Here is a 14504-nt window from a genome sequence, read left to right on the forward strand (position 1 = left end):
GTACTTGGTGTTGTCGCGCGGCTAACCGGTCGGCGCGGCTGACCGGTCGGCGCGGCTGACCGGTCGGCGATGCCGAGCGGCCGGACCGGCGGGCGGTGGCGGGAACCCGCCAGGGCACGTTTCCGCCTCCTCCCGCCAACTCCCTTGCCCCGCAGGTCCCCTGAGACTCTTCGGACACGCGACGAAGAGAGGCCTGTATGCGCAGTGCACTTGTCAGACGCGGGGCGACCCTCCTGTCGGCCGGGCTCGTGCTCGCCCTGCTGCCGACGGGTACCGCGGTCGCCGACACCGCCCGGCCCGCCGAGCGCACCGCCGCCGCGAGCCGTACCGTCACCCTCGTCACCGGCGACAAGGTGACCGTCACCGACCTCGGCGGCGGCAGGCGGACCGTCTCCGTGGAGCGTCCCCGGGGCGCCACGGGGGCCGTGCGGACCCGGGTGGCGGACGGCGAGATCACCGTCGTACCGGACGAGGCCCTGCCGTATCTGCGGGCCGGGCGGCTCGACCGGCGGCTGTTCGACGTCAGCGGACTGATCCGGCAGGGCCTGACCGACGACCGCACCGCTGAGCTGCCGCTGATCGTCACCTACGGCAAGGGCGCGCGGGCGGCCGTCCCGGGCGGCGCCGAGCGGACGCGGGCGTTGCCGAGCGTGCGGGGCGCGGCCGTCGAGGCGGACAAGGGGCGCGGCTTCTGGCGGGCGGTGACCCGGCAGGCGGGCGTGGCGAAGGTGTGGCTGGACGCGCGGGTCACGGCCGACATGGCCGAAAGCAACGCCCAGATCGGCACCGGGGCGGCCTGGGACGCCGGGCTCACCGGCAAGGGCGTCACCGTCGCCGTCCTCGACACCGGCGTGGACCTGACCCATCCCGACCTCGCGGGCCGCGTCACCGCGACGCGCAGCTTCGTCGAGGGGCAGGAGGTCGCCGACCGCAACGGCCACGGCACGCACGTCACCTCCACGGTCGGCGGCAGCGGCGCCGCCTCCGACGGCGCCGAGCGGGGTGTGGCGCCGGGGGCGACGCTCGCCGTCGGCAAGGTGCTCTCCGACCAGGGTTCCGGCAGCGAGTCGCAGATCATCGCCGGCATGGAGTGGGCGGCCCGTGAGGTGCGCGCGCGGGTGATCTCGATGAGCCTCGGCTCGACGGAGCCCAGCGACGGCACCGATCCCATGGCGATGGCCGTGAACACCCTGTCCGCGGAGACGGGCGCCCTCTTCGTCGTCGCGGCCGGGAACACCGGCACCCCGTCCTCCATCGGCTCGCCCGGTGCCGCCGACGCCGCGCTCACCGTCGGCGCGGTCGACTCCGCCGACCGGGCGGCCTGGTTCACCAGCGCGGGCCCCCGCTCCGGCGACAACGCCCTCAAGCCCGACCTCGCCGCCCCCGGCGTCGGCATCCTCGCCGCCCGCTCAGGGCTCACCCCGGGCAGCGGCCCGTACACGTCCATGGACGGTACGTCGATGGCGACCCCGCACGTCGCGGGCGTGGCCGCGCTGCTCGCCGAGGAGCACCCCGACTGGACCGGCGCCCGGCTGAAGGACGCGCTGATGTCCACCTCGAAGCAACTCGACGCCTCCGCCTACCAGTTGGGCGCGGGACGGGTCAGTGTGCCGGACGCGGTCGGCGCGGCGGTCACCGCCACCGGCAGCGCGGACCTCGGCTTCTTCAGCTGGCCGTACAACGCGAACAAGCCCGTCACGCGCACCCTCACCTACACCAACTCCTCCGACGCCCCGGTCGAGTTGAAGCTGTCCGTCACCGGTCTGCCCGACGGCGTCGCCACCCTCGCCGACACCGCGCTGACCGTGCCCGCGCACGGCACCGCCGCCACCACCGTCACCGGCGACGGCACCCGGGCCCCCGTCGGCGAGAGCAGCGGGCGGATCCTCGCCGCCGACGCGCACGGCACCGTCCTCGCGCACACCGCGGTCGGGCTGGTGAAGGAGGAGGAGCGCTACACCCTCACCGTCCACGTCGCCGACCGCGACGGCACGCCCACCGCCGCCGACCTCGCCGTCCAGCGGCTCACCGAGGGCGTCGACCCCTTCCCCGCGCACGTCGGCGACTCCGGCACCCTCAAGCTGCGCCTCGCGCCCGGCACCTACAGCCTCACCTCCTTCCTCGACGTCCGCGGCAGCCACGGCGCCGACTCCCTCGGCCTCGGCTTCCTCGCCGCGCCCGAGGTCACCCTCGACCGGGACCGCGAGGTCACCCTCGACGGGCGGCGGCTGCGGGAGATCCGGGCCGCGGTCGACCGGCGCACCGAGACCCGGCAGCTGCTGATGGAGTACGACCGCACCGCGAACGGCTCCGACCTGTTCGACGCCGTGCAGGTACCGCTCGCGTACGACAGCGTCTTCGCCGCGCCCACCGACCAGGTCACCCAGGGCACCTTCGAGTACCGCACCGTGTGGCGGCTGGGCAAGCCGCTGCTGCAGGTCGGGGGCATCACCGAGGCAGTCGCGCAGAGCGGCGGCACGCTCACCGACGGACGGCTGCGGCTGCCGCTCGTCGACGCCGGGGACGGCGACTTCCCCGCGGACGCGCGCGGGAAGGCCGCCCTGGTCCGGCTCGCCGACGGCGCCGACCCGGTGGCCCTCGCGCAGGCCGCACAGGACGCGGGCGTGCGGGCGCTGTTCGTCACCGACGACCGGCCCGGACGGCTCACCGCCTGGTGGGGCGCCGACGACGGCACCGACCGACCGTTCCCCGTCGCCACAGTGAACAGCGCCGACGCCGGGCGGCTGCGCGCGGCCGGCCGGGTGGACGCGACCGTCACCGTGAACACGCCGTACGTGTACGACCTCGCCGAGGGCCACCCGGGCCGCATCCCGGACACCGACCTCACCTACGCGCCGGACGAGGGCCGACTCGCCGCCCTAGACGTGAAGTTCCACGCCGCCCGGCCCGTGCAGGGCGGTGAGTTCCGCTACTCGATCACCGGCACCTTCCCCATCGGCCTCGGCTTCAGCGAGCGCGTCGCCTACCCCGCCGAGCGCACCGACTACGTCTCCACCGGCCCCGGCCAGCTGTGGCACGAGTCGGTGACCGCCGCCGACGGCGCGCTGGAGGAGCGCAGCGGGCTCGTCGCCTACCGCGGCGGCACCCGTTCCGGGCTGAACTGGTTCCGGCCGGTGTGGCACCCGTGGCTCGGCACCGGCCTCGGCTGGGGCCAGCAGCGCACCGGGAACCAGCTCCGGTTCAACACGCCGGGCTGGGGCGACTCCGGGCCCGACCACACCGGCTTCGGCGACGTGTGGAGCGAGGAGAGCGGCCTGCGCCAGACCACCTCGGTGTACCTCGACGGGGAGCAGGCCGACCGGCGTACCGGCTCCGCCGCGTACGTGTGGGACGCGCCCGCCGACGAGCACACCTACACCCTCGTCACCGAGACCGCTCTGGACGCCGCCCGCTGGGGCCGCGCCACCGAGGGCCGCTCGGAGTGGACGTTCCGCTCCGCAGCCACGCCCGAGGACCGCGCCACGGTCCTGCCGCTGATCAACCTCGCCTACGACATCGGCACCGGCCTCACCGGGACGGTCCGCGCCGGCCACCGCCTGACGGTCGGCCTGCGCGCCTCCTACGTGGCGGGCGCCGCGGACACCGGGACGCTCGGCGGCGGGCGCCTGGAGGTGTCGTACGACGACGGGAAGACCTGGCGGGACGTGCCCCTGACCGGTACCGGCGCCTCCTGGCGGGGCGCGCTCACCGTGCCGCGCGACGCCGCCTCGGTCTCACTGCGGGCCTACGCCCGTGACGACCACGGCGGCCGGGTACAGCAGGAGATCCTGCGCGCGGCGGGTGTGAAGTAGCCGCCCGCGGATACACGAACGGCGGCGCCGCCTCCCTGGGACGGGGAGACGGCGCCGCTGTGTGCTGCTTCGGGCCTCGGTCCTCAGACCAGTCGGCCGATGAAGTGGACCAGGCCGGCGAGGACGTCGGTGAGCAGGTTCATGATCGTGCAACTCCTTGCAGTGGTACGTCGATGTGGGACCTGTGCGTCGGCTACGGTCTGCAGCCCGTCGCTCGCACACCGTAAGTATTCGTCAGTCCCAGGCGTCGCAGTAGCCCTCAGGGGTGACGATCACCTGTTCCGGGGAACATCTGATCCCCTGTTCGGATCACGCCGAGTTCCGCCAAGTCCTGCGGCCTGAGCCGGAGTTGGTCCGCCGTCTCCGCCACCCGCTCCGGCGGCCGCTTCAGGATCGCGGCGGCCAGTTCGGGTGCGATCACCGAGAAGTAGCTGTCCGGCGTGGCCCAGGTGCGGCCGGGCGCGGCGAGCGCCAGCGCGCCGCCGGAGCCGCCCTCGCCGATCAGCAGCGAGGTCACCGGCGTCCGCGCGGCCGCCACCGCCCCGAACAGGTCGGCGATCGCCGCGCCCGCCCCCTGCCGCTCGGCCTCCGCGTCGTTGGCCGCGCCCGGGGTGTCCACCAGCGTCAGCACCGGGATGCCGAGCCGGTCCGCCAGCCGCAGCAGCCGGGCGGCGGTCCGGTACCCGGCGGGCCGGGTCGCCGTGCCCGCCTGCGCGGCGTACGCGATCGTCCGCCCGTCCCGCTCCCCGAACCCGCACAGCATCCCCGGGTCCGTCCCGCCGCACCGGTCCCCGCTGATCGCGGCCCGCTCGGAGAAGTAGGCGTCCAAGTAGGCCCCGGCGCGGGGCCGTTCGGGCGCCCGGGCCCGGCGTACGGCGTCCCGCCCGGAGGCCGGCAGGTCCCGCGTGCCGAGCGGTTCCGGCACCGGCGCGGGCTCCCGCGACGGCCGCGTGAGCAGCCGCAGCCACCGGCCCAGCACCGCCCGCAGCTCCCCGGCCGGTACGACGGCGTCGGCGGCGCCCGCCGCGACCTGCGCCTCCGCCGTGTACGCGGCCGGGTCGGCGTCCGCCGGCCGCACCCGCGAGCCGGCGAAGCCGACCTGTGCGCCGGGCAGCGCGAGCACCACGTCGGCGCCCGCGCCGAGGGTGGCCCAGCCGCCGCCGGTCGTCGGGTCCCGCAGGACCGCGATCTGCGGCAGGCCCGCCTCCCGGGTGAGCGCCGCCTGCCGTGCCACCCGCTGGAGCTGGGTCAGCGCGAGCATGCCCTCCTGCATCCGGCTGCCGCCGGTCGCCACCAGCACCGCGACCGGCAGCCGGTGTTCCCGGGCGTGCGTGTGGGCCGCCTCCAGCCGGTCGCCGGTGCGTTCGCCGAGGGAGCCGCCGAGGAAGCCGAACTCGAAGGAGACCAGCACCGCGCGCGTGCCGTCGACGCTGCCCGTGCCGCAGACGACGGACTCCGACTCGCCGGTGCGCTCGGCGGCCCGGGCGCGAGCGGCGTCGTAACCGTCCCAGCCGAGCGGCCCGTCAGGGCCGGAATCCCCTGCCGGGTAGGGCAGTTCGGTGAAGTCGTCGGTGACGAGGGCGAGCGCGGCACGGGCGGACAGCCGCTCAGCCATGGGTCAGCGCCCGCTTCATGATCTTGCCCATGTCGTTGCGGGGCAGCGCGTCCAGGTAGCGGACGGTCCGGGGCCGCTTGTGCGGGGCGAGCCGGGCGGCGACATGGTCCGCCAACTCCTCCGCGCCGGGCGGGGCCTGTGGATCCACGGGCACGATCCAGGCGACGATCCGCTCACCCAGGTCCGCGTCCGGCTCCCCGGTGACCGCGGCCTCGCGCACCCCCGGATGCTCCAGCAGCGCGTTCTCGATCTCACCCGCGCCGATCTTGAACCCGCCGCTCTTGATCAGGTCGGTGGCCTTGCGCCCCACGATCCGCACATACCCGTCGGGCTCCCGCACCGCCATGTCCCCGGTGCGGAACCAGCCGTCCGCGGTGAACGCGGCGGCCGTCGCGTCGGGCCGGTTCAGGTACTCGGTGAACAGGTTCGGCCCGCGCACCTGGATTTCCCCGACGGTCTCCCCGTCGTACGCCGCGACGAGCGACCCGTCCTCCTCCACGAGCCGCAGCTCCACCCCCGGCAGCGGCACACCCACCGTCCCCGCCCGGGGCTCCCCGTCGGCGCGGACGCTGGTGTTCATCAGCGTCTCCGTCATGCCGTACCGCTCGATCACCCGCCGCCCGGTCGCCGCCGCGATCCGCTCGTGGTCGTGCACGGGCAGCGCCGCCGACCCGGACACCAGCAGCCGCGCCCCGGCGAGCGCCTTGGACAGCTCCGGGTCGCCGGGCAGTGCCTCGGCGAGCCGGTGGTACATGGTCGGCACGCCGAACAGCATGGTCGCGCCGCCGCCCAGCTCCCGGGCGACGCCCTCGGCGGTGAACCGGCCGAGGTGCCGCACCGAGCCCCCGCGCCGCAGCGGGCCCAGCACGCCCAGCACCAGCCCGTGCACATGGAACAGCGGCAGCCCGTGCACCAGCACGTCCGCGCCGGTCCACTGCCAGGCGTCGGCCAGCGCGTCCAGGGTCGCGGCGATCGCGCGGCGCGGGATCACGGCACCCTTGGGCGGGCCGGTCGTACCGGAGGTGTACACGACCAGCGCCGGGTCGCCGTCACCGGCGTCCCCGTCGTCGGGGCGGGGGCCGGCGGCGTCCACGTCGACATCGACGCGGGGCAGATCCCGCAGCGGCTCGGGCAGTTCGTCGCCGGGCGCGGCGAGCACCAGCGCCGGGGCGCTGTCGCGCAGGATGTGCGCCAGCTCCGCCGCGCCCGACTTCGGGTTGAGCGGTACGGCGGCCACCCCGGCCAGCAGGACGCCCACCACGCCGACGGCCGTCTCCAGCGAGGGCGTCGCCCACACGGCGACCCGGGCCCGCCCGCGCACCCGCTCGGCCACGGCCCCGGCCGCCGCCGCGAGCCGCGCGTACGACAGGGACCGGTCGCCGAACCGCAGGGCGACCTGGTCGCCGGGATCGTGGGTGAGGGAAGGGAAGAGGGACGACACGCGAGGACTCCTCGGGGACGACGGCAAGGACCAGGATCCGTCCTACCCCACGGCCAGCGCGATCCGTCGGCGCCGGAGGTTGATGCCGGTCACGTCGACGGTCAGCTCGTCGCCCACCGCGCAGGCCCGGTCGAGGAGTTCCCGCGGCACCAGCCCCTCCACGCCGTCGGCCACCTGCACGAACACCCCGATCGGGGCGACCTTGGTGACCCGCCCGCGGACCGTGCGCCCCAGGTTCTCGCGGGCGAACGCGAGCCACGGGTCCGGCTCCAGGGCCTTCAGCGACAGCCGCACCTGCCCACGCTCGACGTCGAAGGCCAGCACCTCGGCGGTGACCTCCTGCCCGACGCGGACCACCTCCTCCACGGCGTCGAAGCGGTGCCAGTCCAGCTCGGGGACGGCGGCGAACCCCTGGAGGGCGCCGGGCAGCTCCACGAACACCCCGAAGGGCGCGACGTGCGTCACGACCCCGCGCACCACGTCCCCGTGCTCCAGCCCCCGCCACTCGGTCTCGGTCCCGCGCATCCGGCACCGGCTGCCCACGAGCGCGGCGAGGTCGTCCGCCAGGCGGATCTCCGTCATGTCCAGCGCCCGGTGCTCCAGCCAGTACAGCCGGGCCGTGTCGACCTTCCCCTCGTGCAGCGGCGGCCACCCGGCCGACGGCGTGAAGTCGTCGAGGACCACCGTGCCGCCGGGGGCGAGGAGGCCGCTGACCTCGGCGGCCGGGTCGTGCGCGGTCTTGCCCTGCCCGCCGCCGTCCAGCACGAGCAGGTCGTACGGCCCGTCCTCGTGGATCCGCGTCCAGTCGCCGGTGAGCACGGTCACCCGGGGGTCCCCGGCGAACACCTCGGCCGCGACGCGCGCCCGCTCCGGGTCCCGTTCCGCGCTGACCAGCCGGACGTCCGCGCCCGCGCCGGAGGCGAGCCAGGCGAGACCGACGCCGTATCCGGTGCCGGTCTCGCCGATCACCGTCCGGGCGCCGCCCGCGAGGGCCTGGAGCAGCCGCCCGTGCTCGGGGCGGCAGGAGTACGGGAAGCCGTGCGCGCGGGCGGCGGCGACGGCCCGGGCGACGAGCGGGGGCAGGTGAGCGGGGTCGAGACGGGCGTGGGCATCGGTACCGGCGACAGACATGGGACCGATCCTGCCCCGGCCGCGCCCCTCACGCGGCGGCCTCCGCCACATCGGCGACGACACAGCTGATGTTGTCCGGCCCGCCGGCCGCGTGAGCGGCGGCGATCAGCTCCCGTACGGCGGTGCCCGGGTCGGCCGCGTCGGCGAGGAGGCCGTGCAGCCGGTCCTCGGCGACGACGCCGTACAGCCCGTCGGAGCACAGCAGGTAGCGGTCACCGGGACGCGCGTCGTGCAGCCGCAGGTCCGGGACGGCCGGGGGTTCCGCCCCGATGGCCCTGACCAGCAGGGAGCGCTGCGGGTGGCTGGCCGCCTCCGCCTCGGTCAGCCGCCCCTCGTCGACCATCGACTGCACCATCGTGTGGTCGTGGGTGATGCGGAACAGCTCCCCGTCGCGCAGCAGGTACGCCCGCGAGTCGCCGATGTGCACCAGCGCGAGCTGCCCGCCGCCGGTCCACAGCAGCGCGGTGAGCGTCGTGCCCGCCTCCTCGGGCCCGGTGGCGTCCCGCACGGCCTCCATCGCCCCGTGCAGGGCGTCCTCCAGCAGGTTCAGGACGCCGCCCGCGGGCGGCTCCGCGGCGTCCAGGAAGCGCAGCGCCTCCACGGCGGCGCTGCTCGCGGACCCGCCCGCCGGCCCGAACCCGTCGGCGACGGCGAGCAGCCGCGGCCCCGCGTGGGCGGTGTCCTGGTTGGCGGGCCGGACCAGGCCCCGGTCGGAGTGGGCGGAGCAGCGGAGTTCCAGCATGGTGGTGGTGTCCTTCCCCGGTACGGCGGCCGCCGGGTCGAGTTGCCCGACGAGGAACGCGGCGAGGTCGCGCCGTACGGCCGTCTCCGCCTCGACCCGCGCCCAGTAGGCGCGGATCTCCGCGGCGGCGGCGCCGGGCGGCAGCCGGACGACCTGGCGGATGCCGGCCAGCGGCATCCCCAGCCGCCGCAGCCAGGCCACCAGCCGGGCCTGCTCCAACTGGCCCGCGGCGTAGTAGCGGTAGCCGGTGTCCGGGTCCACGCGCGCGGGCCGCAGCAGCTCCAGCTCGTCGTAGAGCCTGAGCGCCTTCGGCGAGAGCCGGCAGGCGCGGGCGAAGGCGCCGATGGTGAGCATGCCGGGCTGTTGCGTGGAGTCCATGACCACCTCGACCTCGTGCCGCTGTTCCGCCACCGATGCTGGGGCTTCCCCTTCGGTGAAGGTCAAGCGGCCTGTCCCGGTTCCCGCGGGGCCGGTTAGCCTGCGGAGCGACCGCAGCCGTCCGAGGAGGACCGATCGTGCCCCGCATAGCCCTCGCCACGTACGACCCCGGAGCCGAGCCGAGCAAGGACCGCGACCTGCCGGTCCTGGTGGAGGCGCTGCGGGCGGCCGGCGCGGACGCCGTGGCGGCGCCCTGGGACGACCCCTCTCTCGACTGGACCGGCTTCGACCTGGTGGTGATCCGCTCGACCTGGGACTACAGCTGGAGGGCGGCGGAGTTCCTGGCGTGGGCCCACAAGGTGGGCACGGCGACGCGGCTGGCCAACCCGCCGGAGGTGATCCGCTGGAACACGGACAAGCGCTACCTCGGCGACCTGGCGGCGGCGGACGTCCCGGTCGTGCCGACGAGGTACGTGGCCCCGGGTGAGTCTCCCGCCCTCCCCACCGAGGGCGAGTACGTCGTGAAGCCCACGTCGGGCGCGGGCGCCCGCTATGCCGCCCGCTACACGCCGGACGGGCGGGAGACGGCGCGGCGGCACGTGGCCCGCCTCCACGAGGAGGGCCTGACGGCGATGATCCAGCCGTACCTCACGGCGATCGACACCACGGGCGAGCGCGCCCTGCAGTTCTTCGGCGGCCGGCTCCTGCACGCCAGCCGCAAGCGGGCGGTGCTGTCCCGGGAGACGGCCTACGACGCGCAGAAGGTCGCGCATCCCGGGCTGGAGGTGTGGCAACCGACAGCCGCCGAACTGGCCGTGGCCGAAAGGGCGCTGGCGGCCGTCCCCGGCGACCCGGCGCTGCTGTACGCGCGGGTGGACCTGGCGGACACGGAGGACGGCCGACCGTGCGTGATGGAACTGGAACTGGTCGAACCGAACCTGTTCCTGTTCCTGCACCCGGGGTCGGTGCCCCGGGTGGTGGAGGCGCTGCTGGAGGCGGCCCGGCCATAGCCGGACGGCCTGCCGGCAGGCGTACGGCCTAGTAGTACGTGTTGTCGTCCCACTTGGACTCGTCGCAGCCCAGGGCCGAGTCGCCCTCGAAGACGCAGACCTGGATGCGCAGGGCCCGGATGCCGCGGGTGTCCTGGAGGTCGGTCACCCACTCGCCCGTCGTGCCGGCGCCGGTGGTGACCTTGCGCCAGGCGTAACTCGTCACCACACGGTCAGGGGTGACGGACTGGACGCGGAGACGGACGTGGTGGCCGTCGGGGGCGCGGTCGAGGAGCTTGAGGTAGATGCGGTTGGCGGTGGTCTTGCTGGAGTAGTAGAAGTCGGCGCTGCCGTACGCGCCGCTGATCTGCTCGGAGACGCCGCCGGCCGACGCCGGGCCGGCGGAGAAGGCGAGGACGCCGACGGCGGCCGCGCCCACGGCGAGGACGCGGGCGAGCTTCTTCTTCAAGGTTCCCCCTGTGATCGGGATCCTGGTCGGGATCCGTACTGGTGGTCGACGAGCATCCTATGCCGACGGTGATCATGCTCAGGCCCGTCAACAGGTGGGCGCGGCACGCAGGTTCGGGCGTCGGTCAGCCGGCGACCGCCGTGCGCTGGAGCAGGCCCCAGGTGAACTCGGCGACCACCTCGTGCCGTACGCCCCGCGCGTCGGGGGCGGTGAAGGCGAGGCCCCAGCGGGTGGGTGCGGTGCCCTCCAGGGGGCGGGCCGGGGCGAAGGCGCGGGCCGCCTCGTCGACCGTGCAGGACCAGGGGGTCAGGTCGTCGAGGGTGCGGAGGGCGGGGGAGGGCGCCCCGGGGGCCCGGACCAGCCACTCGTTCCACACCGCGCCCCGCGGGCCGAGCGTCACCTCGAAGCGCAGGTCGGGCCAGAGGGGGAGCGGCCACCGCCACACCGCGCACTCCAGATCGCCGATCGCGCGCTTGCCCTCCGACTCCGGCGGCCCGAGCACCGACCGGTAGCGGCTCGCGGACGACCGTGCCCGCGGCGAGCGGACCATCGCCTGCCACCGCTTGTTGGCCTCCCGCATCTCCGTCAGGGACGCGCCCAGCTCCCGCCGGGCGTCCGCGACCAGGTCGGGACAGTGGTCGGCCATCCGGCGCAGCAGCACCAGCTGGAAGTCGGCGACGGTGAAGGGCGGCCGGGGGGCGGTGGGCGGCATGACCCCATCGTGGCGTACGACGGCGGCGTACGAGCCGCCCGCGGCCATTGCCCGGCGTGCCCGCGATGGCTAGCCTGTGTTCGTCATGCCGATCGCCTGTTGAAATCTCGAACGCAGGCGCCTCACACCACACAAGGGAGGGGGCCGGTCGTGGGACGACTCGTACCTGCCGTGACCCGGGCTCTCGACATTCTCGAGCTCTTCCTCGACGGGGACGGCACACTCTCCGCCCCCGACATCGTGCGCAAGCTCCAGCTGCCGCGCACCACCGTGCACGAGCTGGTCACCACGCTCGCCGCCCGCCAGTACATCGTCCCCGTGCCCGGCCAGCCCGGACGCTACCGGCTGGGCGTCCGCCCGTACCAGCTCGGCGCCCGTTACGCCGAGCAGCTCGACCTCGCCGCCGAGGGCCAGCAGGTCGCCCGCACGGTTGCCGAGACCTGCGACGAGACGGTCCACGTGGCCATCCTCGAAGGCACCGACGTCATCTACATCGCCAAGGTCGACTCCACGCACGCCGTCCGCATGGTGTCGGCCGCCGGCCGCCGCCTGCCCGCCCACTGCACCTCCGTCGGCAAGATGCTGCTCGCCTCCCTCCCCGAGCCGGAGCTCACCGCGCGCATCCCCGACGACGCCGAGCTGGCCGCGATGACCCCCAACAGCATCACCGAACCGGCCGCGCTGCGCGAGGCCCTCGCCGAGATCCGCACCCGCGGGATCGCCGTGGAGAGCCGCGAGTCCAACCCGGACGTCAGCTGCGTCGCCGCCCCGGTCCGCGACCGCACCGGCCAGGTCGTGGCCGCCCTGTCCATCTCCGTGCCGATGATCCGCTGGAGCGACGAGCGCCGCGCCGAGCTGGAGCAGCTCGCCGCGAAGGGCGCGGCCGACCTCTCCGAGCGCCTGGGCCACCGGAGCGTGGCATGACGGCGTACGAGGTCGCGGTACGGGCCGAGGCGACGCTCGGCGAGGGCCCCACCTGGGACCCGGCCACGGGCCGCCTGCTGTGGATCGACATCCTCTCCTCCCGCGTCCACACCTACGACCCCTCCTCCGGGCGGCGCACGGTCCGCACCACGGAGCAGCACGTCGGCGCGGTCAAGCCGCGGGCCGGCGGGGGGCTGGTGCTGAACCTGCGGGACGGGGTCGGCCTCCTCGACCCCGACGGCGCCTTCCGCTGGCTGCACCACGAGCCGGTGCCCGGCCGCCGCGCCAACGACGCCGCCGTCGCGCCCGACGGCTCGCTGTGGGCGGGCACGATGCGCTACGACGAGGCGCCCGGCGGCGGCACGCTGTCCCGGGTGGCCGGGGACGGGTCCGCGGAGGTGGTCCTCCCCTCCGTGACGGTCAGCAACGGCACGGGCTGGAGCCCCGACGGGCGGCTCATGTACTACATCGACACGCCGACCCGCCGGATCGACGTCTTCGACTGGTCCCCGGACGACGGCCGCGTGACCGGCCGCCGGCCGCTCGCGGAGATCGAGGAGGGCGCCGGCTTCCCCGACGGGCTCACCGTGGACGCGGACGGCTGCGTGTGGGTGGCGCTGTGGGACGGCGGCGCGGTACGCCGCTACACCCCCACCGGCCACCTGGACCGCACGATCACGCTGCCCACCCCGCGCGTCACGGCCTGCGCGTTCGGCGGCCCCGACCTGACCGACCTGTACATCACCACGGCCCGCGTCGGCCTCACGGTCCCCTCCCCGCTGTCGGGCTCCCTGCTGAGGGTGCCGGGCGCCGGTAAGGGGCTGCCGCACCCCGCGTTCAAGGGCTAGTGCGGTCCAGCTCCGCGAGGATCTTGCGCTCGGCCGGCGTCAGCGGCGGCCCCGCCAGCGGGGGCAGCAGCGGCCCGGCCAGCGCGGCCAGCACCGCGTCGGGCCGCAGCAGCCGGCCCGGTCCCCTCCGCATGCTCGTCACGTCCCACAACGCCCGCGCGGCGCCGGGCGACGAGGCGGCCGCGCCCGTCAGCCGGCGCGAATAGCCGGTGACGAGCCGGTCCGCGAGGCCGGGCCGGCCGCCGCGCACCTCCGGGAACCACACGTCCTGCCCGACCGCCGACGCCCACGCCGCCTCCACCACCCGGCCCGCCCGGCGCTGCACGCGCCGCGCCAGACCGGGCGCCGCCGGCCCCCCGCGCTCCAGCTCCCGCCTCAGCCCCGCGGCCCCGATCGCGGCCACCGCCATGCCCTGCCCGTACGCCGGGTTGAAGGTGGCCACCGCGTCCCCGAGGACGACCAGCCCCTCCGGCCACGCGCGCACCCGCTCCAGATAGCGGCGCGTGTTCTTCGTACTGCGGCTGACGTGCACGTCACCCAGCGGCTCCGCCCCGGAGACGAGCCGCCCGACGATCGGGTGCGGCAGGTCGAGCATGTACCGCAGGAAACCCTCCGCGTCCGCCGGGGGTTCCCCGCCGCGGGTCCCCGCCAGGCTCACCATCCAGCGCCCGCCCTCGATGGGCAGGACCATCCCGCTGCGCCCGGGACGGCCCCCGTACGGGTCGGCCTGCAGCACGGTCAGCGGGAAGTCCTCGGCACCGTCGGGCGTCCGGTACAGACGCGTGGCGTTGACGAGGCCGACGTCGATGCTCCGCTCCCGGATGCCGTGCACGCCGAGGCTCTCCAGCCACGTCACGATGCGCGAGCCCCGCCCGGCGGCGTCCACGACCAGGTCGGCGGCGAGTTCCGTCGCCGGGGCGGCGTCGTCCGCGCCGAGGACGGCCCGTACGCCGGTCACGCGGCTGCCGGAGGCGGCGAGTTCCACGGCCCGTCCCCGCTCGATCCGCACGCCGGGGCAGTGCTCCAGCACCAGGGCGCGCACCACCCAGTCCAGCAGCGCCCGGCTGCACGTCACCATGCGGGGCCCGCCGTCGCGCCAGCGGCGCAGCCACCCCTCCGTGGTGTACGCCAGCATGCCCGAGCCGAGCGCCACCTCGTGCGCGCCGGCGGCCAGCAGCGCCTCGCGCACCCCCCCGCCCGGTATCAGCTCCTCCATGGCGTCCAGGCCGCCGGGCATCAGCAGGTGGGCGTGCCGGCCCTGGGGCAGCCCCCTGCGGTGCTCCGGCCCCCCGGGCAGGTCGTCCCGCTCCACCACGAGCACCTCGTCCACGGCGGCCGACAACGCCGCCGCGGCGAGCATCCCGGCGAGGCCGGCTCCGACGACGACAGCTCTGTACGGCATGGGACTCCTTCAGTTCGGCGGACGCGGGCGCGTGGGGGCAA

General features: G+C 75.5%; 11 protein-coding genes and 1 pseudogene. 4 read left to right on the forward strand and 8 right to left on the reverse strand.

Annotation, left to right across the window (positions count from 1 at the left end; all coding sequences use genetic code 11):
- The first annotated feature begins 197 nt into the window (after positions 1–197).
- On the forward strand, positions 198–3812 hold the full coding sequence (locus tag IE308_RS22095) for a S8 family serine peptidase (protein WP_190219252.1): 3615 nt from the start codon (positions 198–200) through the stop codon (positions 3810–3812).
- A gap of 259 nt (positions 3813–4071) precedes the next feature.
- On the opposite strand, the gene IE308_RS22100 is transcribed toward IE308_RS22095, so the two are convergent.
- The 5 genes and pseudogenes from IE308_RS22100 to IE308_RS22115 all read right to left on the reverse strand — a co-directional run bounded on the left by IE308_RS22100 (position 4072) and on the right by IE308_RS22115 (position 9119).
- Positions 4072–5427 carry a carboxyl transferase domain-containing protein gene (locus tag IE308_RS22100; protein WP_190219253.1) on the reverse strand — a complete coding sequence of 452 codons (1356 nt, stop codon included), beginning with the start codon at positions 5425–5427 and terminating at the stop codon, positions 4072–4074.
- Positions 5420–6868 carry an acyl-CoA synthetase gene (locus IE308_RS22105; RefSeq protein WP_190219254.1) on the reverse strand — a complete coding sequence of 483 codons (1449 nt, stop codon included), beginning with the start codon at positions 6866–6868 and terminating at the stop codon, positions 5420–5422. Before IE308_RS22105 ends, IE308_RS22100 begins: the two co-directional genes overlap by 8 nt.
- Before the next feature lie 42 nt (positions 6869–6910).
- Positions 6911–7393, reverse strand: coding sequence for a S1 RNA-binding domain-containing protein (locus IE308_RS37480; RefSeq protein WP_373314566.1), 483 nt, complete (start codon positions 7391–7393; stop codon positions 6911–6913).
- A gap of 6 nt (positions 7394–7399) precedes the next feature.
- A pseudogene (locus IE308_RS37485) lies at positions 7400–7999 on the reverse strand (O-methyltransferase); the annotation flags it as partial.
- Between the two features lie 28 nt (positions 8000–8027).
- Positions 8028–9119, reverse strand: coding sequence for a MerR family transcriptional regulator (locus tag IE308_RS22115; protein ID WP_229908990.1), 1092 nt, complete (start codon positions 9117–9119; stop codon positions 8028–8030).
- A 137-nt stretch (positions 9120–9256) separates the two neighbouring features.
- On the opposite strand from IE308_RS22115, the gene IE308_RS22120 reads away from it, so the two are divergent.
- Positions 9257–10129, forward strand: coding sequence for an ATP-grasp domain-containing protein (locus IE308_RS22120; protein WP_190219256.1), 873 nt, complete (start codon positions 9257–9259; stop codon positions 10127–10129).
- A 28-nt stretch (positions 10130–10157) separates the two neighbouring features.
- Here IE308_RS22120 and IE308_RS22125 read toward each other — a convergent pair whose 3' ends face one another.
- Together IE308_RS22125 and IE308_RS22130 are read right to left on the reverse strand one after the other, a co-directional pair.
- The gene (locus IE308_RS22125; protein ID WP_110627995.1) at positions 10158–10577 is read right to left on the reverse strand and encodes a hypothetical protein; all 420 of its coding nucleotides are present in this window, start codon (positions 10575–10577) and stop codon (positions 10158–10160) included.
- A gap of 124 nt (positions 10578–10701) precedes the next feature.
- Positions 10702–11289, reverse strand: a complete 588-nt coding sequence (locus tag IE308_RS22130) for a hypothetical protein (protein WP_190219257.1) — start codon at positions 11287–11289, stop codon at positions 10702–10704.
- Positions 11290–11439: 150 nt separating this feature from the next.
- Here IE308_RS22130 and IE308_RS22135 point away from each other — a divergent pair, with 150 nt between their 5' ends.
- Positions 11440–12213: an IclR family transcriptional regulator gene (locus tag IE308_RS22135; protein ID WP_190219258.1), complete on the forward strand. Its 774-nt coding sequence runs from the start codon at positions 11440–11442 to the stop codon at positions 12211–12213.
- Positions 12210–13061 carry an SMP-30/gluconolactonase/LRE family protein gene (locus IE308_RS22140; RefSeq protein WP_190219259.1) on the forward strand — a complete coding sequence of 284 codons (852 nt, stop codon included), beginning with the start codon at positions 12210–12212 and terminating at the stop codon, positions 13059–13061. Before IE308_RS22135 ends, IE308_RS22140 begins: the two co-directional genes overlap by 4 nt.
- On the opposite strand, the gene IE308_RS22145 is transcribed toward IE308_RS22140, so the two are convergent.
- Positions 13051–14463: an FAD-dependent oxidoreductase gene (locus IE308_RS22145; RefSeq protein WP_190219260.1), complete on the reverse strand. Its 1413-nt coding sequence runs from the start codon at positions 14461–14463 to the stop codon at positions 13051–13053. The two genes, IE308_RS22140 and IE308_RS22145, sit on opposite strands and share 11 nt — an antisense overlap.
- Positions 14464–14504: the final 41 nt, after the last annotated feature.

Origin of the sequence: Streptomyces griseosporeus (assembly GCF_014656055.1) — a bacterium.
Taxonomy (GTDB): domain Bacteria; phylum Actinomycetota; class Actinomycetes; order Streptomycetales; family Streptomycetaceae; genus Streptomyces; species Streptomyces griseosporeus.